Source organism: Salmonella sp. 741265055_HSA (assembly GCF_046569525.1).
Taxonomy (GTDB): domain Bacteria; phylum Pseudomonadota; class Gammaproteobacteria; order Enterobacterales; family Enterobacteriaceae; genus Salmonella; species Salmonella enterica.
Genome location: NZ_JBKFSQ010000019.1, coordinates 43,696 through 66,217 on the forward strand (window position 1 = coordinate 43,696; position 22,522 = coordinate 66,217).

Annotated in this window: 17 protein-coding genes and 1 tRNA gene; 10 read left to right on the plus strand and 8 right to left on the minus strand. The window is 53.6% G+C overall.

Going from position 1 to position 22,522, the window contains the following annotated elements; all coding sequences use genetic code 11:
• Positions 1-161: 161 nt before the first annotated feature.
• The 3 genes from ptrA to recD are packed head-to-tail and all read left to right on the plus strand — an operon-like array spanning position 162 to position 8,420.
• Entirely contained in the window at positions 162-3,050 is a 2,889-nt protein-coding gene (gene ptrA, locus ACLD4K_RS12365; protein ID WP_411011941.1) for a pitrilysin, read from the plus strand.
• The gene (gene recB, locus ACLD4K_RS12370) at positions 3,043-6,588 is read left to right on the plus strand and encodes an exodeoxyribonuclease V subunit beta (protein WP_411011942.1); all 3,546 of its coding nucleotides are present in this window, start codon (positions 3,043-3,045) and stop codon (positions 6,586-6,588) included. Before ptrA ends, recB begins: the two co-directional genes overlap by 8 nt.
• A complete protein-coding gene (gene recD / locus ACLD4K_RS12375) occupies positions 6,585-8,420 on the plus strand; it encodes an exodeoxyribonuclease V subunit alpha (protein WP_411011943.1) in 1,836 nt (611 codons plus the stop codon). Before recB ends, recD begins: the two co-directional genes overlap by 4 nt.
• A gap of 102 nt (positions 8,421-8,522) precedes the next feature.
• Here the strand turns inward: recD and argA are convergent, their stop codons facing one another.
• The gene (gene argA / locus ACLD4K_RS12380; protein ID WP_183058809.1) at positions 8,523-9,854 is read right to left on the minus strand and encodes an amino-acid N-acetyltransferase; all 1,332 of its coding nucleotides are present in this window, start codon (positions 9,852-9,854) and stop codon (positions 8,523-8,525) included.
• Between the two features lie 232 nt (positions 9,855-10,086).
• Between argA and amiC the strand changes: the two genes are divergently transcribed.
• Positions 10,087-11,340 carry an N-acetylmuramoyl-L-alanine amidase AmiC gene (gene amiC, locus ACLD4K_RS12385; RefSeq protein ID WP_000011919.1) on the plus strand — a complete coding sequence of 418 codons (1,254 nt, stop codon included), beginning with the start codon at positions 10,087-10,089 and terminating at the stop codon, positions 11,338-11,340.
• A 114-nt stretch (positions 11,341-11,454) separates the two neighbouring features.
• On the opposite strand, the gene ACLD4K_RS12390 is transcribed toward amiC, so the two are convergent.
• Positions 11,455-11,531, minus strand: a tRNA-Met gene (locus ACLD4K_RS12390).
• A gap of 207 nt (positions 11,532-11,738) precedes the next feature.
• On the opposite strand from ACLD4K_RS12390, the gene mltA reads away from it, so the two are divergent.
• Complete coding sequence (mltA, locus tag ACLD4K_RS12395; RefSeq protein WP_000678621.1) at positions 11,739-12,836, plus strand: murein transglycosylase A; 1,098 nt, start codon at positions 11,739-11,741, stop codon at positions 12,834-12,836.
• A 109-nt stretch (positions 12,837-12,945) separates the two neighbouring features.
• Complete coding sequence (tcdA, locus tag ACLD4K_RS12400) at positions 12,946-13,752, plus strand: tRNA cyclic N6-threonylcarbamoyladenosine(37) synthase TcdA (RefSeq protein WP_061424620.1); 807 nt, start codon at positions 12,946-12,948, stop codon at positions 13,750-13,752.
• Between the two features lie 51 nt (positions 13,753-13,803).
• On the opposite strand, the gene rarD is transcribed toward tcdA, so the two are convergent.
• The 3 genes from rarD to csdA form a co-directional block, all read right to left on the minus strand.
• Positions 13,804-14,691, minus strand: coding sequence for an EamA family transporter RarD (gene rarD / locus ACLD4K_RS12405; RefSeq protein WP_014343890.1), 888 nt, complete (start codon positions 14,689-14,691; stop codon positions 13,804-13,806).
• 299 nt (positions 14,692-14,990) lie between these two features.
• Positions 14,991-15,434 carry a cysteine desulfurase sulfur acceptor subunit CsdE gene (csdE, locus tag ACLD4K_RS12410; RefSeq protein WP_108638999.1) on the minus strand — a complete coding sequence of 148 codons (444 nt, stop codon included), beginning with the start codon at positions 15,432-15,434 and terminating at the stop codon, positions 14,991-14,993.
• Positions 15,434-16,639, minus strand: coding sequence for a cysteine desulfurase CsdA (gene csdA / locus ACLD4K_RS12415; protein ID WP_411011944.1), 1,206 nt, complete (start codon positions 16,637-16,639; stop codon positions 15,434-15,436). The genes csdE and csdA overlap by 1 nt, the downstream gene beginning before the upstream one ends.
• A gap of 192 nt (positions 16,640-16,831) precedes the next feature.
• On the opposite strand from csdA, the gene ACLD4K_RS12420 reads away from it, so the two are divergent.
• From ACLD4K_RS12420 to rlmM, 4 genes are all read left to right on the plus strand, one after another.
• Positions 16,832-17,059 carry a YgdI/YgdR family lipoprotein gene (locus ACLD4K_RS12420; protein ID WP_000750393.1) on the plus strand — a complete coding sequence of 76 codons (228 nt, stop codon included), beginning with the start codon at positions 16,832-16,834 and terminating at the stop codon, positions 17,057-17,059.
• A gap of 346 nt (positions 17,060-17,405) precedes the next feature.
• On the plus strand, positions 17,406-18,323 hold the full coding sequence (gene gcvA / locus ACLD4K_RS12425) for a glycine cleavage system transcriptional regulator GcvA (protein WP_000044409.1): 918 nt from the start codon (positions 17,406-17,408) through the stop codon (positions 18,321-18,323).
• Positions 18,324-18,341: 18 nt separating this feature from the next.
• Complete coding sequence (locus ACLD4K_RS12430) at positions 18,342-18,737, plus strand: DUF423 domain-containing protein (protein WP_000203913.1); 396 nt, start codon at positions 18,342-18,344, stop codon at positions 18,735-18,737.
• Positions 18,730-19,830, plus strand: coding sequence for a 23S rRNA (cytidine(2498)-2'-O)-methyltransferase RlmM (rlmM, locus tag ACLD4K_RS12435; RefSeq protein WP_001045497.1), 1,101 nt, complete (start codon positions 18,730-18,732; stop codon positions 19,828-19,830). The genes ACLD4K_RS12430 and rlmM overlap by 8 nt, the downstream gene beginning before the upstream one ends.
• A 50-nt stretch (positions 19,831-19,880) precedes the next feature.
• Here the strand turns inward: rlmM and fucR are convergent, their stop codons facing one another.
• The 3 genes from fucR to fucK are packed head-to-tail and all read right to left on the minus strand — an operon-like array spanning position 19,881 to position 22,491.
• A complete protein-coding gene (gene fucR, locus ACLD4K_RS12440; protein ID WP_000642330.1) occupies positions 19,881-20,591 on the minus strand; it encodes an L-fucose operon activator in 711 nt (236 codons plus the stop codon).
• 57 nt (positions 20,592-20,648) lie between these two features.
• Entirely contained in the window at positions 20,649-21,071 is a 423-nt protein-coding gene (fucU, locus tag ACLD4K_RS12445) for an L-fucose mutarotase (RefSeq protein ID WP_411011945.1), read from the minus strand.
• A gap of 1 nt (position 21,072) precedes the next feature.
• Positions 21,073-22,491, minus strand: a complete 1,419-nt coding sequence (gene fucK / locus ACLD4K_RS12450; protein ID WP_411011946.1) for an L-fuculokinase — start codon at positions 22,489-22,491, stop codon at positions 21,073-21,075.
• Positions 22,492-22,522: the final 31 nt, after the last annotated feature.

A 22,522-nucleotide genomic window follows, 5' to 3' on the forward strand; every position in this document is an offset into this window, starting at 1 on the left:
CAATTAAAAGGCTTCGACTATGATGCGCTCTTCGTCACGGACTGATTACTGATAAAAAGATGCTGCCTGGTTCAGTACAATAATATCCCGTTCTGCTCAGGTCGATGGTTTATGTGGCCATACAGATGAGTGGGAATGAAAGTTAATGATGAGGTCCGTGAATGCCCCGCAGCACCTGGTTCAAAGCGTTATTGTTATTGGTCGCCCTCTGGGGGCCTGCAGTTCAGGCGGATATCGGTTGGCAACCGCTGCAAGAAACTATCCGTAAAAGCGATAAAGATACCCGGCAGTATCAGGCGATACGTCTTGATAATGACATGGTGGTGTTGCTGGTATCCGATCCGCAGGCTGTAAAGTCGCTTTCTGCGTTAGTGGTGCCCGTTGGAGCGCTTGAAGATCCTGAGACTCATCAGGGGCTTGCTCATTATCTTGAGCATATGTGCCTGATGGGGTCAAAAAAATATCCGCAGGCGGATAGCCTTGCCGAATATCTTAAAAGACATGGTGGTAGCCACAACGCCAGCACCGCGCCTTATCGAACAGCCTTCTATCTGGAGGTTGAAAACGACGCGCTTCCAGGCGCCGTAGATCGCCTGGCCGACGCCATTGCCGCGCCATTGCTCGATAAAAAATACGCCGAACGCGAACGAAACGCGGTGAATGCCGAGCTGACGATGGCGCGCACCCGCGACGGTATGCGTATGGCGCAGGTAAGCGCCGAAACCATTAACCCGGCGCATCCAGGCTCGCACTTTTCTGGCGGCAATCTGGAAACGCTAAGCGATAAGCCGGGAAATCCGGTGCAACAGGCGTTGATCGCTTTTCATGAAAAATACTATTCAGCTAATCTGATGAAGGCGGTGATTTACAGTAATAAACCCTTGCCGGAACTGGCGCGTATTGCCGCCGCAACCTATGGTCGCGTGCCGAATAAACAGATTAAAAAACCGGAAATTACCGTACCTGTCATCACCGAGGCGCAGAAGGGCATCATTATTCATTACGTGCCGGCGCTACCGCGTAAAGTGCTGCGCGTGGAGTTTCGTATTGATAACAATAGCGCGCAGTTCCGCAGCAAGACCGATGAACTGGTCTCTTATCTGATTGGCAATCGTAGCCCAGGGACGCTCTCTGACTGGCTGCAAAAACAAGGACTGGTCGAAGGCATTAGCGCGGATTCCGATCCGATTGTTAATGGTAACAGCGGCGTATTTGCCATTTCGGCAACGCTGACCGATAAAGGTTTGGCCAATCGTGATGAAGTCATCGCAGCTATCTTTAGCTATCTCAACACGTTACGTGAAAAAGGGATAGATAAACGTTACTTTGACGAGCTGGCGCATGTGCTGGATCTCGACTTCCGCTATCCGTCGATTACCCGCGATATGGACTATGTCGAGTGGCTGGCGGACACTATGATCCGCGTCCCGGTAGCGCATACGCTGGATGCGGCGAATATCGCCGATCGTTACGATCCTGCCGCTATCAAAAATCGCCTGGCGATGATGACGCCGCAGAATGCGCGCATCTGGTACATCAGTCCCCAGGAACCCCATAATAAGATTGCGTATTTTGTGGATGCGCCTTATCAGGTCGATAAGATTAGCGAACAGACGTTTAAAAACTGGCAGCAAAAAGCACAGGGCATTGCGTTGTCGCTGCCGGAGTTAAACCCCTATATTCCTGATGATTTTACGCTTGTTAAGAATGACAAAAACTACGTACGGCCAGAACTGATTGTCGATAAAGCGGATTTGCGCGTGGTTTATGCGCCGAGTCGTTATTTCGCCAGCGAGCCAAAAGCCGACGTGAGCGTGGTATTGCGTAACCCGCAGGCGATGGACAGCGCCCGCAATCAGGTACTGTTCGCCCTTAATGATTATCTGGCGGGAATGGCGCTAGATCAGCTTAGCAACCAGGCGGCGGTGGGCGGCATTAGCTTTTCCACTAACGCCAACAATGGTCTGATGGTCACTGCGAACGGTTATACCCAGCGTTTGCCGCAGCTTTTCCTGGCGTTGCTGGAAGGATATTTTAGCTACGACGCCACGGAAGAACAGCTGGCGCAGGCGAAATCCTGGTATACGCAGATGATGGATTCTGCGGAGAAGGGAAAAGCCTACGAGCAGGCGATTATGCCGGTGCAGATGATTTCGCAGGTGCCTTATTTTTCCCGAGATGAACGTCGCGCTTTGCTGCCGTCCATTACGTTGAAAGAGGTGATGGCCTATCGTAATGCGTTAAAAACGGGCGCTCGTCCGGAATTTCTGGTTATAGGAAATATGAGCGAAGCCCAGGCGACCTCTCTGGCGCAAGATGTCCAAAAACAGCTCGCGGCGAACGGAACGGCGTGGTGTCGCAACAAAGACGTGGTGGTTGAGAAAAAGCAGTCCGTAATATTTGAAAAAGCGGGCAGTAGCACCGACTCCGCGTTAGCCGCGGTCTTTGTCCCGGTCGGCTACGACGAGTACGTCAGCGCCGCCTACAGCGCGATGTTAGGTCAGATTGTTCAACCGTGGTTTTACAATCAGCTACGAACCGAAGAGCAACTGGGATACGCCGTTTTCGCCTTTCCGATGAGCGTTGGCCGTCAGTGGGGAATGGGATTCCTGCTACAGAGCAACGATAAACAGCCCTCTTACCTGTGGCAACGCTATCAGGCATTTTTCCCTGACGCCGAGGCGAAGCTGAGGGCGATGAAGCCGGAAGAGTTCGCCCAAATTCAGCAGGCGATCATTACGCAAATGCGCCAGGCGCCGCAAACGTTGGGCGAAGAAGCATCCCGTTTAAGCAAGGATTTCGATCGGGGTAATATGCGCTTTGACTCGCGTGATAAAATCATCGCTCAGATAAAATTGCTGACGCCACAAAAGCTTGCCGACTTCTTCCACCAGGCGGTGGTGGAACCACAAGGTATGGCAATATTGTCACAGATTGCTGGTAGCCAGAATGGAAAAGCAGAATACGTGCATCCGACAGGCTGGAAAGTGTGGGATAACGTCAGCGCATTGCAGCAAACGTTACCTCTAATGAGCGAAAAGAATGAATGATGTCGCCGAGACTCTTGATCCGCTGCGCTTGCCCCTGACAGGCGAGCGTCTGATTGAAGCATCAGCGGGCACAGGCAAAACGTTTACTATCGCGGCGCTGTATCTGCGGTTATTGCTCGGTTTAGGCGGCAGTGCCGCATTTCCCCGCCCGTTGACCGTTGAAGAACTGCTGGTGGTAACCTTTACGGAGGCCGCCACTGAAGAGCTGCGTGGGCGAATCCGCAGTAATATCCATGAGTTGCGCATCGCCTGTCTGCGGGAAAGCACGGATAATCCGCTGTATGCCCGCTTGCTGGAAGAAATTAGCGACAAAAAGCAGGCCGCGCAGTGGTTATTACTGGCGGAACGACAAATGGACGAGGCCGCGGTCTTTACCATCCACGGTTTTTGCCAGCGTATGCTCAGCCTGAACGCTTTCGAATCCGGTATGTTGTTTGAGCAACAGCTTATTGAAGACGAATCTTTGTTGCGTTATCAGGCCTGCGCCGATTTCTGGCGGCGTCATTGCTATCCGCTGCCGCGCGACATCGCGCAGGTGGTGTTTGACGTATGGAAGGGGCCGAAGGCGCTCTTAAAGGATATCGATCGTTATCTGCAGGGCGAAGCGCCGGTCATTAAAGCGCCGCCATCGCAGGAGGAGACGCTGGCATCGCGTCATGAACAGATCCTGGCGCGCATCAACCAGGTGAAGCAGCAGTGGTGTGAGGCGGTTAGCGAGCTGGACGCGCTAATCGAATCATCCGGTATCGATCGCAGAAAATTCAACCGCGGCAATCAGGCGAAATGGATCGAAAAGATCACCGCGTGGGCGCAAGAAGAGACCAAAAATTATCAATTACCCGAGGCGTTGGGAAAATTTTCACAGCGTTTTTTAGCTGAGCGCACCAAAGCTGGCGGCGTGACCCCCCAGCACCCATTGTTTGTCGCCATTGATAACCTGTTGGGCGAACCGCTATCGATTAAAGATCTGGTTCTTACCCGAGCGCTCTCAGAGATCCGTGAAACGGTGGCTCAGGAAAAACGCCGGCGCGGCGAGCTGGGGTTTGACGATATGCTCAGCCGTTTAGATACCGCGCTGCGTAGTGAAAGCGGCGAGGCGCTGGCTACGGCGATTCGTACCCGTTTTCCGGTGGCGATGATCGATGAATTTCAGGATACCGACCCACAACAGTACCGTATTTTTCGCCGTATCTGGCGACATCAACCCGATACGGCGCTATTGCTGATTGGCGATCCTAAACAGGCGATTTATGCGTTTCGTGGCGCGGATATTTTTACCTACATGAAGGCCCGCAGCGAAGTGAGCGCGCACTATACGCTTGACACTAACTGGCGCTCCGCGCCGGGGATGGTGAATAGCGTTAACAAGCTGTTCAGTCAGATGAACGACGCCTTTATGTTCCGCGATATTCCCTTCAGTCCGGTAAAGTTTGCGCCCAGAAACCAGTCGCTGCAATTTAAAGTGAATGACGCGCCTCAACCGGCGATGACCCTGTGGCTAATGGAGGGGGAAAGCTGCGGTTCGGGCGATTATCAAAGTTATATGGCGCAGGTGTGCGCCACGCAAATTCGCGACTGGCTGCGTGCCGGGCAAACGGGCGACGCGCTGCTGACGAACGGCGATTCGTCGCGGCCCGTTCGTGCCTCGGATATCAGCGTGCTGGTGCGCAGCAGGCGGGAAGCCGCGCTGATACGGGATGCGCTGACCTTACTGGCGATCCCCTCCGTCTATCTTTCTAACCGCGACAGCGTATTCGAAACGCTCGAAGCGCAGGAAATGCTGTGGGTGTTGCAGGCGGTGATGGCGCCCGAACGTGAGAATACGCTGCGTAGCGCTCTGGCGACATCAATGATGGGCCTTACCGCGCTGGATATCGAAACGCTTAACAATGATGAAAATGCGTGGGATGCGGTTGTCGAAGAGTTTGATGGCTACCGACAGATTTGGCATAAACGCGGCGTGATGCCGATGCTGCGTGCGCTAATGTCGGCGCGCAATATTGCTGAAAACCTGCTGGCGACGGCGGGAGGCGAACGTCGGCTGACGGATATTCTGCATATTAGCGAACTGTTACAGGAAGCCGGTTCGCAGCTGGAAAGCGAACATGCCCTGGTGCGTTGGCTGGCGCAGCATATCCTTGAACCCGATAGCAATGCTTCCAGCCAGCAACTACGTCTGGAAAGCGATAAGCATCTGGTGCAAATCGTCACCATTCATAAATCGAAAGGTCTGGAATACCCGCTGGTCTGGTTACCTTTTATCACCCATTTCCGCGTGCAGGACCAGGCTTTTTATCACGACAGGCACTCCTACGAGGCGGTGCTGGACCTTAGTCACGCCGAAGAGAGCATAGCACTGGCGGAAGCCGAACGCCTGGCGGAAGACCTGCGCCTCCTTTATGTCGCGCTGACCCGTGCAGTGTGGCATTGCAGCCTCGGCGTCGCGCCGCTGGTACGGCGTCGCAGCGATAAGAAAGGCGAGACGGATGTGCACCAAAGCGCGCTTGGGCGACTCCTGCAAAAAGGCGAACTGATGGATGCCGCAGGCCTTCGCGCCTGTATTGAGGCGCTATGCGACGAGGATATCGTGTGTCGAACGCCAGGCAATACGGATAACGACCGCTGGCAAATTGCCGCTGCATCGCACGCGGAACTCAGCGCCAGAACGCTGCAACGCCTGCTTTATGATAGCTGGCGCGTCACCAGTTATTCCGGTTTGCAGCAGCGGGGACATAGCGTGGCGCAAGATCTTATTCCTCGTTTCGACATTGACGCCGCAGGCGTTGGCGAAGCGGCGGAAGCGCCGACAATGACGCCGCATCACTTTCCTCGCGGGGCATCGCCGGGAACATTTTTGCACAGCCTGTTTGAAGAGCTTGATTTTACTCAACCGATAGACCCCCAATGGGTACAGGAAAAACTGGAGCTGAGTGGTTTTGAGACGCGATGGGAGCCCGTACTTACCCGCTGGCTGGACACCGTGTTGCACGTTCCCCTTAACGAGACGGGCGTTAGTCTGAGCGTGCTGACCGAGCGTGAAAAACAGGTCGAAATGGAGTTTTATCTGCCGATTGCCCAGCCGCTTACCGCCGGAGAGCTGGATGCGTTGATTCGTCGATACGACCCGCTTTCAGCAGGTTGCCCTGCGCTGGATTTCATGCAGGTTCGCGGCATGTTAAAGGGCTTTATCGACCTGGTGTTCCGTTATGAGGGGCGCTATTACCTGCTCGACTATAAATCTAACTGGCTGGGCGAGGATAGCGCCGCTTATACCCAGACGGCGATGGCTGCGGCGATGCAGGCGCATCGCTATGATTTGCAGTACCAGCTTTATACGCTGGCATTGCACCGTTACCTTCGTCATCGAATAGCGAATTACGACTATGAACGCCATTTCGGCGGCGTCATCTATCTCTTTTTACGCGGGGTGGATAGCGAACGTCCGCAGCAGGGTATTTTTACCACTCGCCCTGCGGCGGCGTTAATTAACCAACTGGATGATATGTTTGCAGGTGAAATAAGTGAGGAGGCGCAATGACAATCCAGGAGCGGTTGCTGGAGGCCGTTGAACAAAAACTCTTACGGCCCATTGATGCCCAGTTTGCTTTAACCGTCGCCGGTAACGACGATCCCGCCGTGACGCTGGCGGCAGCGCTGCTTAGTCATGACGCAGGTGAAGGTCACGTGTGTCTGCCGTTATCGCGTTTAACGTTAACGGAGGAGGCGCATCCCTTACTGGTCGCCTGGATAAGCGAAACGGCTACGCCAATCGACTGGAAAAAGCGGTTACTGGCGTCTGCGGCGGTTAGCTGTGGCGATAGCCCCGCGCCGTTAATTCTGTGCGGCGATCGCCTCTACCTGAATCGCATGTGGTGCAACGAGCGTACGGTTGCGCGCTTTTTTAACGAGGTTAACCAGGCCATCGCCGTAGATGAAGATCAGTTATCCCGTATTCTGGACGCGCTATTCCCTCCGACAGACGAGGTGAACTGGCAAAAGGTGGCCGCCGCCGTAGCGCTAACTCGCCGTATCTCCGTGATTTCAGGCGGTCCCGGCACCGGTAAAACCACCACCGTCGCGAAGCTGCTGGCGGCATTAATTCAAATGGCGGATGGCGAACGTTGCCGTATCCGGCTGGCGGCGCCGACCGGGAAAGCGGCCGCACGCCTGACGGAGTCGCTCGGCGCGGCGTTGCGTCAGCTTCCACTTACCGATGCGCAGAAAAAGCGTATACCGGAGGACGCCAGTACGCTGCACCGACTGCTAGGTGCACAGCCCGGCAGCCAGCGATTACGCCATCATGCGGGCAACCCGCTGCATCTGGACGTGCTGGTGGTCGATGAAGCATCAATGATTGATTTGCCGATGATGTCACGTTTGATTGACGCTCTGCCGCCGCACGGGCGGGTCATTTTTCTTGGCGATCGCGATCAGTTGGCATCCGTTGAGGCGGGCGCTGTGTTGGGCGATATTTGCGCCTATGTCAACGCAGGGTTTACGGCGGAACGTGCCCGACAACTAAGTCGACTAACAGGGAGCGCCATTCCGGCGGGGGCCGGAAGGCAAGCCGCCTCTTTACGCGATAGCCTCTGTTTGTTGCAAAAGAGCTACCGTTTCGGCAGCGATTCTGGCATCGGCAAGCTGGCGGCGGCGATTAACTGCGGCGACAGGTCGGCAATCCAGGCTGTTTTTCAGCAGGGGTTTAGCGATATAGAGAAGCGTACATTGCAAAGCAGCGACGATTATGCCGGGATGCTGGATGAAGCGCTGGCGGGCTATGGTCGCTACCTGCGGTTGCTGCATGAGAAAGCGACGCCGGAGGCAATCCTTCAGGCTTTCAATGAGTATCAACTGCTTTGCGCGCTGCGCGAAGGCCCATTTGGCGTGAGGGGACTGAATGACCGCATTGAGCAGGCGATGGTGCAGCAACGAAAAATTCAGCGGCATCCGCATTCTCGCTGGTATGAAGGGCGTCCGGTAATGATTGCGCGCAACGATAGCGCGTTGGGGTTATTTAACGGCGATATTGGTATTGCGCTCGATCGCGGGCAGGGGTTACGCGTCTGGTTTGTGATGCCGGACGGCACGATCAAGTCCGTTCAGCCCAGCCGTCTGCCGGAACATGATACAACCTGGGCGATGACGGTACATAAATCACAGGGGTCTGAATTTGATCACGCCGCGCTGATTTTACCCAGCCAGCGTTCGCCGGTCGTGACGCGGGAGCTGGTGTATACCGCTGTTACGCGGGCGCGGCGGCGGTTATCGCTGTATGCCGATGAACGGATCCTGGCAGGCGCGATTGTGACGCGTACAGAACGGCGCAGCGGATTAGCCACCTTATTTGATGAAGTCAGTCGTACCGGATAAGACGAGTTCTCGCCGGATGGTGACGCGTAGCGTCTTATCCGGCCTCCAAATGATGCTTTCGAACGTAGGCCTGATAAGCGCAGCGCTATCAGGCCCTCCTTGTTATCCTAAATCCGCCATCAGCACCTTTGAACGTCGCTGATAGTTATACATTTTTTTCTTGCTCTCAGGCAGTAACTCAATATCGACAGGCGTGAAACCGCGCTCCTGGAACCAGTGAATACTGCGCGTCGTCAACACAAACAATTTACGCAGCCCCATTTGCCGCGCCTGGGTGGCAACCCGCTCCAGAAGCACTTCTCCACGCGATGAGCTGCGATAATCCGGATGTACCGCTACGCAGGCCATTTCGCCTATTTTCTCTTCCTCAAAAGGATACAGCGCCGCGCAGGCGATAGTCATATTATCGCGCTGAATAATGGTAAACTTATCGATCTCCATCTCCAGTTGTTCACGGGAACGGCGTACCAGAATGCCCTGCTGTTCCAGTGGGCGGATAAGCTCCAGAATACCGCCAATATCGTTGATGGTGGCGCGGCGGATCTGTTCGGCGCTCTCCATGACGATCTGCGTACCGATACCATCACGCGAGAACAATTCCTGTAATAGCGTGCCATCTTCCTGATAGCTGATCAGATGGCAACGACGAACGCCGCTACGACAGGCTTTTACCGCGCCGCGCAAAAAACGTACGGTTCCGGAGTTGTAATCGCCCTGCGCTTCCAACTCTTCCACCCGCGCCTGCGCTTCATTCGGGAAGAGTTCAGAAATGATGCCGCCCTCGCTATTGGTAACGCCCTGAGAAGAACAGAAACCGATCATTTTTTCCGCTTTCAATTTAACGGCGAGTTGAGTGGCAATCTCTTCTGAGGTCAGATTAAAACTTTCGCCGGTCACTGAGACGGCGACCGGCCCCATCAGAACGATCGCGCCGTTATCCAACTGGCGGTTGATCGCATCTTCATCAATGCGCCGGATACGGCCGCTATGACAGTAGTCCACGCCATCATCAACGCCCAGCGGCTGCGCAATGGTGAAATTGCCACTGACGACATTAATGTGCGCGCCCTGCAACGGCGTATTGTTCAGACTCATCGACAGACGGGCGGTAATATCAAGCTGGAGTAAACCGGCGGCCTGTTTCACCAGCTCCAGTGCTTTGGCGTCCGTCACCCGCGTGTTTTTGTGGTAAATCGGTTCATGATGATGCGCGGCCAGATTGGCGTCGATTTGCGGTCGCGCGCCATACACCACGACAAGGCGAATACCGAGGCTATGCAGTAGCCCGATATCGTTAACGATGCTGGAAAAATTGTCATGCTCAATGGCTTCGCCGCCGAGCATAATGACAAAGGTTTTTCCGCGATGGGTGTTGATATAGGGAACTGAATGGCGAAACCCTTCTACCAGTTCGGTTTTACGTTCCTTTATCATTGCGCGCCCCACTAGTGAATTATTATTCGAAATTAGTGTATTTTTATTCTGTTTTTGTCCTATGTGCAAGCGTAAATTTTATGCGGTCCGATCGCTTTTCTTAGTAATGCCGTGAATATAAAAAGAATGTTTACCCTTTTATAGATGACAGATTATGCGTCATTCGCTAAAGTTTCCGGTCAATTTGGATGAACTTTGTATGATCTCTATTTAGTTTTTGCTCGGGAGAAGCATGTCGGGAGCCAATTCAGCAATCAGCCGTCGCCGTTTACTACAAGGCGCGGGCGCCATGTGGCTATTAAGCGTGAGCCAGGTCGGGCTGGCTGCCGTAAGCCAGGTCGTTGCGGTGCGTATCTGGCCTGCGTCCAGCTATACCCGCGTCACGGTAGAGTCGAATCGTCTGCTGAAATATAAACAATTTGCCTTAAGTAACCCGGACCGCGTGGTAGTAGATATTGAGGATGTGAATCTGAACTCGGTGCTTAAAGGCATTGGCGCGCAGATTCGCAGCGACGATCCGTATATCAAATCCGCAAGGGTAGGGCAGTTTGATCCTAAGACTGTGCGTATGGTCTTTGAGCTAAAACAAAACGTGAAGCCGCAGCTATTTGCGCTGGCGCCTGTGGCAGGCTTTAAAGAACGTCTGGTGATGGATCTTTATCCTGCCAATGCGCAAGATATGCAGGATCCGCTGCTGGCGCTGCTGGAAGACTACAATAAAGGCGATCTGGATAAACAGGTGCCGCCTTCGCAAAGCGGGCCGCAGCCCGGTAAAGCGGGGCGCGATCGTCCCATTGTCATTATGCTTGATCCGGGACACGGCGGCGAAGACCCCGGCGCGATAGGCAAATACAAAACGCGTGAAAAAGACGTGGTGCTCCAGATAGCGCGCCGCCTGCGCGCGTTGATCGAAAAAGAAGGCAACATGAAGGTCTATATGACGCGCAATGAAGACATCTTCATTCCGTTAAAAGTCCGGGTGGCGAAAGCGCAGAAACAGCGCGCCGACCTGTTTGTCTCTATTCATGCGGATGCCTTCACCAGCCGGCAGCCTAGCGGTTCATCCGTATTCGCGCTATCGACCAAAGGCGCCACCAGTACCGCGGCGAAATATCTGGCGCAAACGCAGAACGCCTCGGACTTAATTGGCGGCGTGAGCAAAAGCGGTGACCGTTATGTCGACCATACAATGTTCGATATGGTGCAATCGCTGACCATTGCCGATAGTTTGAAATTCGGTAAAGCGGTGTTGAAGCAGCTTGGTAAAATTAATGACCTGCATAAAAACAAGGTCGAGCAGGCGGGGTTTGCGGTGTTAAAGGCGCCCGATATTCCGTCTATTCTGGTCGAGACGGCGTTTATCAGTAACATTGAAGAAGAACGCAAGCTCAAGACCGCGACGTTCCAGCAACAGGTCGCAGAGTCGATTCTGGCGGGCATTAAAGCGTATTTTGCCGATGGGGCGACGCTGGCGAGAAGAAGTTAACCTGAGATGACGGCGAGTTTATTGCGCGGGTAGGTAGGATGGATGCTGCCCGCACTGTCGTTGCGGACCAGACGACAGATACAAAAAAAACACCCGTAAGGGTGTTCATTAAGTTGGTTGCGGGGGCCGGATTTGAACCGACGACCTTCGGGTTATGAGCCCGACGAGCTACCAGGCTGCTCCACCCCGCGTCCGTGGATGCGCACTATACTCCGCTGAGCTTTTGTTGCAACCCTTTTTTCATATAAATCGCTAATTTCTCATGAATTGCGCAAATACGCCGCAGATAGCGCGATTTTTAAACGAATTTACATAATGAGATCGCGATCGCATTTCATTACTCCGGACGGTTTGTTATCTTCACCGGGCACTTTCGATTACGCAGAAGACGAGACACCATGAAAGGACGTTGGGCAAAATATGTGGCGACAGGCGTAATGCTGGCAATGCTGGCTGCCTGTTCATCAAAACCGACCGATCGCGGTCAGCAATATAAGGACGGGAAATTTACCCAGCCCTTCTCCCTGGTAAACCAGCCGGACGCGGTGGGCGCGCCGATTAATGCTGGTGACTTTGCCGAGCAGGTCGACCAAATCCGTTCCGCGTCGCCACGTTTATACACCAATCAAAGCAACGTCTATAACGCTGTCCAGAACTGGTTACGTTCCGGAGGCGATACGCGCACTATGCGCCAGTTTGGTATCGATGCCTGGCAGATGGAAGGCACCGACAACTACGGTAACGTCCAGTTCACGGGCTACTATACGCCCGTCGTTCAGGCTCGCCATACGCGCCAGGGCGCGTTCCAGTACCCTATCTATAGTATGCCGCCAAAACGTGGACGCTTACCGTCCCGCGCTCAGATCTACGCAGGCGCGCTGAGCGATAAGTACATCCTGGCCTGGAGTAATTCGCTGATGGATAACTTTATTATGGATGTCCAGGGCAGCGGCTATATTGATTTTGGTGACGGTAGTCCGCTGAACTTCTTTAGTTATGCCGGTAAAAACGGCTGGCCTTATCGCAGTATTGGTAAAGTGCTTATCGATCGCGGTGAAGTGAAAAAAGAAGATATGTCGATGCAGGCTATACGCGAATGGGGAGAGAAGCACAGCGAAGCGGAAGTGCGTGAATTACTGGAGCAGAACCCGTCGTTCGTCTTCTTTAAGCCGCAATCTTTTGCGCCGGTCAAAGGTGCCAGCGCCGTACCGCTGATTGGGCGAGCATCCGTCGCCTCCGACCGCAGCATCATTCCGCCTGGCACGACCTTGTTGGCGGAAGTACCGTTGCTGGATAATAACGGTAAATTTAGCGGTCAGTATGAGCTACGTTTGATGGTCGCGCTGGATGTCGGCGGAGCGATTAAAGGCCAGCACTTTGATATTTACCAGGGGATCGGCCCGGATGCCGGGCATCGTGCCGGATGGTATAATCACTATGGTCGCGTCTGGGTGTTAAAAAGCGCGCCGGGCGCCGGTAACGTGTTTAGCGGCTGATTGTGGTATTCTGCGGCAACCGGATTGCCCGATAACGCGATCGCTATCGGGCCTGAAAATAGTGAGCAGGGGTGAGGAATAACCTCACCTTTTTTTATTCTGAGGTCATATGTCAGTGGTGATAAGTGATGCCTGGCGCCAACGCTTTGGCGGCACCGCGCGTCTGTACGGTGAAAAAGCGCTGCAGCAGTTTGCTGAGGCGCATATCTGCGTCGTGGGAATCGGCGGGGTGGGATCATGGGCGGCAGAGGCGCTGGCGCGTACGGGCATCGGCGCGATTACGCTGATTGATATGGACGATGTCTGCGTGACCAATACGAACCGTCAGATCCATGCGTTGCGTGATAACGTTGGGTTGGCGAAAGCGGAAGTGATGGCCGAACGGATTCGGCAAATTAACCCGGAGTGCCGGGTAACGGTTATCGATGATTTCATCACGCCGGATAATGTGGCGGGTTATATGAACGCGGGTTTTACCTATGTCATTGACGCCATTGACAGCGTTCGTCCAAAAGCCGCGCTGATTGCGTACTGTCGCCGATATAAGGTTCCTTTAGTGACCACTGGCGGCGCGGGCGGGCAGATCGATCCGACGCAAATCCAGGTCGCTGATTTGGCGAAAACCATCCAGGATCCGCTGGCGGCAAAACTGCGTGAGAGATTGAAACATAATTTTGGCGTAGTGAAGAACAGTAAAGGTAAACTGGGCGTGGACTGCGTTTTTTCCACCGAAGCGCTGGTTTACCCACAGGCGGACGGTTCCGTATGCGCGATGAAAGCTACCGCAGAAGGGCCAAAACGGATGGATTGCGCCTCTGGCTTCGGCGCGGCGACGATGGTGACGGCAACGTTCGGTTTTGTCGCCGTTTCCCATGCGCTGAAGAAGATCATGGCTAAAGCGGCGCGACAAGAATAAAAGGACGGGGCGGAGTGTCACGCAGACGCGTATCCGGCCCTGCGCCCTTTGTTAGCGAAAGAAGCGCTGTACCCTGCCGAACACCGGTTTCAGACGGGCGCGGAGATAATGGGAATATAAATTTTCAGATATGCATAGAAACAACCCGAACCATACCGCACAAAAGCAGAGCAGTTCCGCGTAATTAATGTGCTCGCCAAATATCATAATGGCAAGTAAGAACTGTAAAGACGGCTCTATATATTGCGCCAGTCCGGTGACAATCAACGAGGTGTGATTTAACGCGATGGCAAATAATACCAGTGGAATGATTGTCACTGGCGCCGTCATGACATACAAAAAGAAAGGAGTATTAGCGGATATAATTGGTCCGGTATCGCTAAAGAGAAAGATTAATAGTGAGACAGGCAATGCCCATAATGTTTCAATCGTTATCGATGTCATCACATCATAATGTATAAACTTTCGCGCCAGGCCATATAGCGCAAATGATAATCCCATGGTTAGCGCCAGCGCCGGGAAATGCCGTAGCATGATAATTTGAAAAGTCAGGCCACAGACACCGGAAAAAACGGCGATGGCCTGAAACAACGACAGTTTTTCTTTAAGAAAAATGCATCCCAGCGCAATAACAAATAGCGGGTTGATAAAATAGCCGAGGCTGGCATCAAGTACCAGATGATGGGTTAGCGCATAAATAAAAGATGACCATGAGACAATCATCAAAAGTCCGGCGATCATGCAGAAGAAAAAAGATTTTTTATCTTTCCAGGCATCATGAAATCGCGTTCGCTGCCGAAATAACAATCTTACTGCCAGTAATAATGGAATTGACCAGAACACCCGGTATATCAATATTTGTGCGAGATTTCCCCCTGATAAATATTGATAGTATAAAGGTGTTAACCCCCATAATATAAATGCCAGCACCACAAACATGGTACCGTTACGCAGATATTTTTCCACTTATCCATATCCTGTTATAACTTCACCCGATGCGTATGAATTTTCCAGTTCTCCTGCTACGCTACATCAAGTGGCTTTATTTACTCTAAAATCTTCACGCCGTTTTAACATGGATTCTAACATTGTAATTTCATTGTGATAGCTGATAAAAATCAAAAGAATGTTTATCAGGGAAATCTGATGCAGAAACTAATAAAGTGACTGGATTATTTTATCTGCATCGCCTGACCGCCGCGGACGGCGCTGTCAGGCGACAGAATATTTACGCTATTTCAACCCTTATGCGTTGCGGCAACAATCGCTTCGTTCAGCGCGTTCAGCCCCTGACTACGTGAGGCGCTAAGCTGGGCGCGTAAACCCAGCTCATCAAACAGCGCCAGCGGTGAACGAGCCTGTAGTTCGGCGGCGTTTTTTCCTTCCACTGCGGTGAGCAATACCGCCAGCAGGCCGCGGACAATCCGCCCCTCACTGTCGCCGAAAAAGTGCATCGTTCCGTTATCTGATCGGGTAAAGCCCAGCCAGACGCGGTTCTCGCAGCCGGCTATCTCCTTCGCCTGCGCTTTGCATTCATCCGGCAGAGCGGGGAGCTGTTTTCCTAACAGAATCAACTGACGATATTTATCCTCCCACTGGGTCAGCGGGAGAAAGATAGCGCGTAACGTCTCTTCCGTTACCGTTGTGCCGAACGGGTGTCCGGTATAAAGAGGGTTTGTCATTAATCCACCAGCAGTTCCAGCGCGCGGTCAACGGCGTTAACCAACGCATCCACATCATGTTGGGTATTATACGGCGCAAAAGAGGCGCGCAGAGTCCCTGTGACGCCAAGTTCCGCCAGCAATGGCTGGGCGCAATGTTGCCCGGCCCGGAGCGCAATACCGTATTCCGCCAGCAGCGTCACCATATCGCCGTGGTGCACGCCGACAAAATCAAAGGCCAGCAGGCTGGAGTCCTGGCAGCGGAACGAACGAAAGCCCGGGCGTTTCGCCAGTGCGTCTTCCGCCAGCGTCGCCAGCCCCCGGCTCCAGTTTTCGGCCTGTTCAATATCGATATCGGACAGCCATTCCAGCGCAGCGCTCAGGCCGATGACTCCGGCGACGTTCGGCGTCCCCGCTTCCAGCTTCCAGGGAGCGCTTTGAGTGGTGAAGCCTTCAAAGCTAACGTCACGGATCATCTTGCCGCCGCCGAGCCAGGGCGACATCGCCTCAAGAAGCTCCGGCTTACCGTACAGCACGCCGATACCGGTCGGGCCATACAGTTTGTGAGCGGAAAAAGCATAAAAATCGATATCAAGCTGCTGGACATCCGCCGGGAAGTGTACCGCGCCTTGCGCGCCATCCACCATCACTACCATTCCCGCTGCGTGAGCGGTGCTGATAGCGCTTGCGAGATCCGGGCAGCCGCCCGTTACGTTCGACATTTGCCCCAGCGCCAGAATCCGGCTGCGCGATGTGATCAGTTCCGGCAGACGCTCAACATCAGGAAGACGTCGGTCACTAAGCGGCAGTTTTATGACCTGCGCGCCGGTTTGTTGCGCCACCATCAGCCAGGGCACAAGGTTGGCGTGATGCTCGGCGACGCTAACGATAATTTCATCGCCGGGGCGCAGACGAGGACGGGCGTAACACTGCGCCACCATGTTGATCGCTTCGGTGGTGCCGCGTGTCCAGACGATACTTTTTTCATCGGGCGCGTTTAACAGCCGCGCTGCTTTTGCTCTGGCCGCTTCATATTGCGCCGTCAGGCGCTGCGCCTGCGCAAACTGGCTACGATGAACGTTACCGGCGCTCAAACAATAAAACTGGTGCGTGGCGTCAATGACTGCCTGTGGCTTTAATGCCGTGGCGGCGCTATCGAGATAAACACCCGCATCGGCTAGCGCGGGAAACTGCGCGCGAAACTGCGTGGGATTAAAAGCGTTCATGATATTCCTCGGTTCAGTTTACCGATCGTGGCGTAAAAGCGCGGCTGATACAAGGTTTGTCCTAACCATCGGAATCGTCTGTATATCCTGGCGAATTATGTAAAGGAGGTTATGCTGAATAATGTTAGGCGAATGTTTAAGCCTGTTACGGAGTCCGCTTTAAATAGCACAAACAGCTTTAAGGAGAAGAAGATGAAAAAGACTGCCGCAATTATCTCTGCATGTATGCTGACTTTTGCCCTGAGCGCCTGTTCCGGTCCTAATTACGTTATGCACACCAATGATGGACGTAGCATTGTGACCGACGGTAAACCCCAGACCGATAACGATACCGGTATGATTTCGTATAAAGACGCTAATGGCAACAAACAGCAGATCAATCGTACTGACGTGAAAGAGATGGTGGCTCTGGAAAACTAACCGTTTGTTATACAAAAAAAAGCACCGCAATATGGCGGTGCTACATTAATCACTATGGACAGACAGGGTAAATGTACAGGAAGTGAAAAAGGGTAGTCTCGCTACCGTGGTCTGAATCGCAGACCAATTGCAAACACAACAACACAACATCACAACCGTAAGCCAAAAGCCCATCAGAACACGCATTCCGATAAAACTTTTCGTTCCGGCTCAGGAAGTGCCGCCACTATAGGTATTTGCTGGTAGAACCTCAACGGACAATTTATAATGTCTCAGATTAAAAAAACTAATAGGTTACACATTGTTACCTATTTGTTAAATTCATTCGACATTAAGTCCAGAGGCCATGTCAAAACGATTACCTCCTTTAAATGCGTTACGCGTTTTTGATGCTGCCGCGCGCCATTTGAGCTTTACGCGAGCAGCGGAAGAACTTTTTGTGACGCAGGCCGCAGTAAGCCACCAAATTAAGTCACTTGAGGATTTTTTGGGGCTAAAACTGTTCCGCCGCCGCAATCGTTCGCTGCTGCTGACGGAAGAAGGCCAAAGCTATTTTCTCGACATTAAAGAGATATTTTCCCAGCTCACGGAAGCAACGCGTAAGCTCCAGGCGCGCAGTGCCAAAGGGGCGCTGACGGTGAGTTTACCGCCCAGTTTTGCCATCCAGTGGCTGGTGCCCAGGCTCTCCAGCTTTAACTCAGCTTATCCGGGAATTGACGTTCGGATACAAGCCGTTGACCGTCAGGAAGATAAACTGGCAGACGATGTCGATGTCGCGATTTTTTATGGCCGGGGAAACTGGCCGGGCTTGCGCGTCGAAAAATTATACGCAGAATATTTACTGCCCGTCTGTTCTCCTTTATTACTCACAGGCGAAAAACCGTTAAAAACGCCGGAAGATCTGGCGAAACACACGTTATTACACGATGCCTCCCGGCGTGACTGGCAGGCCTATACTCGTCAGTTAGGGCTCAACCATATTAACGTTCAGCAAGGGCCGATATTTAGCCACAGCGCGATGGTGCTACAGGCCGCTATTCACGGACAGGGGATCGCGCTGGCGAATAATGTTATGGCGCAGTCGGAAATTGAAGCCGGGCGACTGGTGTGTCCATTTAACGATGTTCTGGTGAGTAAGAATGCTTTTTATCTGGTTTGTCATGACAGCCAGGCAGAACTGGGTAAAATAGCCGCCTTCCGTCAGTGGATTTTGGCGAAGGCGGCGACGGAGCAAGAAAAATTCCGTTTTCGTTACGAACAATAATTAACTTAGGGTATGACCATGACCAGCCGTTTTATGCTGATTGTCGCCGCTATCAGCGGTTTTATTTACGTTGCTCTGGGCGCGTTCGGGGCGCATGTTTTGAGTAAAACCCTGGGCGTGGTTGAAATGGGCTGGATTCAGACCGGCCTGCAATATCAGGCGTTCCATACGCTGGCGATCTTTGGCCTGGCGGTGGCGATGCAGCGCCGTATCAGCATCTGGTTTTACTGGAGTAGCGTTTTTCTGGCGCTGGGCACGGTGCTGTTTAGCGGCAGCCTGTACTGCCTTGCGCTTTCGCATCTGCGCCTGTGGGCGTATATCACGCCTGTCGGCGGCGTCAGTTTCCTGGTGGGCTGGGCGCTATTGCTGATTGGCGCCATTCGTATGAAACGTAAGGGCGCGAGCCATGAATAAAGTTGTCTTGCTCTGCCGTCCGGGATTTGAAAAAGAGTGCGCTGCAGAAATTACCGATAAAGCGGGAAAACGGGAAATATTTGGTTTTGCACGCGTAAAAGAGAACGCAGGCTATGTCATTTATGAATGCTACCAGCCGGAAGATGGCGAAAAGCTGATTTCAGAACTGCCGTTCAGTTCGCTGATTTTCGCCCGCCAGTGGTTTGTGGTGGGTGAACTGCTGCAACATTTACCGCCGGAAGACAGAATTACGCCGATTGTCGGCATGTTGCAGGGCGTAGTGGAAAAAGGCGGCGAGCTGCGGGTTGAAGTCGCCGACACCAATGAAAGTAAAGAACTGATGAAGTTCTGCCGCAAATTTACGGTGCCGCTGCGCGCGGCTTTGCGTGATGCGGGCGTATTGACGAATTATGAAACGCCGAAGCGTCCGGTCGTTCATGTCTTTTTTATCGCGCCAGGATGTTGCTATACCGGTTATTCGCTCGCGCATAACAATTCACCGTTTTATATGGGCATCCCGCGTTTGAAGTTTCCGTCTGATGCGCCGAGCCGCTCAACGCTGAAACTGGAAGAGGCGCTCCACGTTTTCATCCCGGAAGATGAGTGGGATGAACGTCTGGCGAACGGCATGTATGCGGTGGATTTGGGCGCCTGTCCCGGCGGATGGACGTACCAGTTAGTGAAGCGCAATATGTGGGTCTACTCCGTAGATAACGGCCCGATGGCGCAAAGCCTGATGGACACCGGACAGGTGACCTGGTTGCGTGAGGATGGCTTCAGGTACCGTCCGAACCGGAATAATATTTCATGGATGGTCTGCGATATGGTGGAGAAGCCGGCCAAAGTCACCGCGTTAATGGCGCAGTGGCTGGTGAACGGCTGGTGTCGGGAGACGATTTTTAACCTTAAACTGCCGATGAAAAAACGCTATGAAGAGGTGTCGCATAACCTGGCGTATCTTCAGGCGCAGTTGGATGAGCATGGCGTTAATGCGCAGATCCAGGCGCGTCAGCTTTATCACGATCGCGAAGAGGTGACGGTACACGTGCGTCGGTTGTGGGCGGCTGTTGGCGGGCGTCGCGACGAGCGATAAAAACGCGCTGCCGTCATCCGGCGCGTCATCAGCGCCGGAGCTTATCCGGCCTATGACTGCGGCGCATCTGAAACAATATGCGTCACGTCATCCAGATGGCCGATGCGCGCCTCTCCTGAACGATTAAATTTACTTTTATCAATCAATAATAAAGACTGCGAGGCGCGCCTGAGCAGGATAGATTTAAAATCGGCGTTGATCGCATTGGAGTCCCACAGATCGCCGCCGCCGTCGATTCCCTCGCAGGAAAAGATGAACAGATCGATATCAAGCGATTTTAGCTGTGAGATAAGCGACGGGTTAACGTAACAGCCATATTTACGTTCAAGCTGGCCGCCGGAACTTATCAGCGCAATGCGTTCGCGTTTTCCCAGCTCCTGACAGATAGGATGGCTATTGGTAAAAACCTGAATGGGAATATCCGGCAACTGGCGGGCCAGATACCAGCAGGTTGAACTGGCATCCAGCGCAATCGTCATTCCTTCTTCTATCCACGCTAACGCTTCACGGGCAATATCGGCTTTATGCGCATAATGGCTTTTCAGGCGGATATGGAATGGATCGCCGCTGTCCTGATTTTCACGATGAATATATTTAGCTCGTCCGTGATTACGCAGCACTTTTCCCTGCGTCTGTAGTTCACTGAGATCGCGGCGGATGGTCTCTTTACTGACGTTAAGCCGGGTGGCCAGCGCTTCGGTGGTCAGACTTTTATGATTGATCAGCAGATCGACTATCGCTTGTTGGCGTGCCGCTTTCATTTTTCTCACCCCATCATTCGATGAACGCCCGCGTCATGCGGGCGCACCGGCAAGAGATTACGGCGTTACCCCTTTTTTTAAAAGAATATTTCCGTACTTCGCGCACTCACCTGTGATAACGATCGCAAACGCTTTTTGCGCCCGCTCATAAAACGCATAGCGGTCGATACGGACGATATCCGGGCACGGCGCTTCTAATGACAAGGCATCGCGATAACGCGCTTCAACGCCGGGATCAAGCGTGTCGCCTTCCACGGCGGCCATCATCACCAGCGGCGGGGCGTAGCTATCCAGCTCAAAGAGCGGAATAATTGCCCGCAGTAGATCGCTGACGCTAAGGCCATCGGCGCGAATCACCTGCGGGCCCAGGCTATGCGCGGGAAAGTGAGCGTCGGAAAAAATGATTTCGTCCCCGTGGCCCATCTCGGCCAGCACTTTGAGCAGTGTCGGGGAAATTAACGGTGAAATGGTTTTTAGCATTTCATACTCCCTCAATAATTTCAGGTTCGGTTTGCGGCCAGAAATAGCGATACTGATAATTGACCTGCGCGCGCGCCTGCTCCGGGCTACTAAATTCGCCTACGCCGTACCAGCCAAACATGGCAGCGCCGGCCACGGTGGTTTCCGCGTCGTCCAGCACTTTGATAGGGATATCAAGCTGATTCGCTTTAATTTGATTCCATAAAGCGTTGCGACTGCCGCCGCCAACCAGTAACAGTTCTGTGGCGTTAAAATGGCCGATTTTCTCCAGCGTGCGCAGATTACGCTGAAGTTGCGCTGTCAGGCCTTCCAGCGCGGCGCGATAGAAATGGCCGCGGGTGGTATTGAGCGTCACGCCCTGCCAGCCTGCATTTTGGCAGGCAAGCAGATCGCACTGCATCCGCACGCCTTCCGCGCCAGCGGGAATAGCGCGCGCTTCGTCGATCAGCGTTTGCCATGGCGTTTCCGGCGTCCACAGCAGTTTTCGTACCCATTCGAGTACACCGGAGGCCAGCCACTGCATTCCGGGGTTATAAAGCCCCGACTGACTGTCCAGTTCACAGGTCGAGCCCGGATACTGACTGAGCAGCGAGGTATCCACCTGACCGCTGCGTACCATCAGAATCTCCCATGTTCCGGAGGAGAGCACCGGTTCACCTTGCTGCGCGCCAGCGCCGAATAACGCAAACTGAGTATCGTGTCCGGCAGAGATCACCGGCACACCCGCCGGGAGACCGAGTAGCCTGGCCGCGTCTGTCTGTAGCGTGCCTATCGGGGCGCCCGCTTCCACGATACGCGGGAACAGGCGGCGCGCCAGGCCCGTCGCCTGCAAGATTTCCGGACTAAAGTCGCGCTGATGGATATCCAGTAGCTGGCTGGTGCCTGCCATAGTGATATCGGTCGTAAACTCGCCGGTCAGACGGTGGTTAATCAGCGACGAGATAAACAGCCAGCAGTGAGCTTGTTCCAGCAGGCGCGGATGATTCTCTTTAAGCCAGACCAGTTTATACAGCGTGTTAAAGCTGAACGCGCCGACGCCGGAGAGCGTCTGCAATTGCCGGGGCGAGATAAAGCGCTCAATCGTTTCCATCACGGCAGCGGTTCGCGGGCATTTCCAACTGATGACCGGGTAGAGCAGTTTACCCTGCGCATCGACCAGCGCGCCATCGACGCCGAACGTAGTCACCGTAATACCGCGAACAACACACTCCGACAGGGCGCTGGAGAGTGACCTGCAGCAGTCGGCGAAACGTTGCAGGATGGCGTCCAGCGACCACTGATGCCAGGCGCTATTTTCTGCGGCAATGTCGCTGGCGTTAGTGGTTGAGGCGCGGGCGACAATTTTCCCCAGGCGATCAACGGCGATCGCCCGAACGTTAGTCGCACCGCAGTCGAGAACCAGGATAACGTCTTGTTTCATAGATAACTCCATAAACGCCGCCCGATGGCGC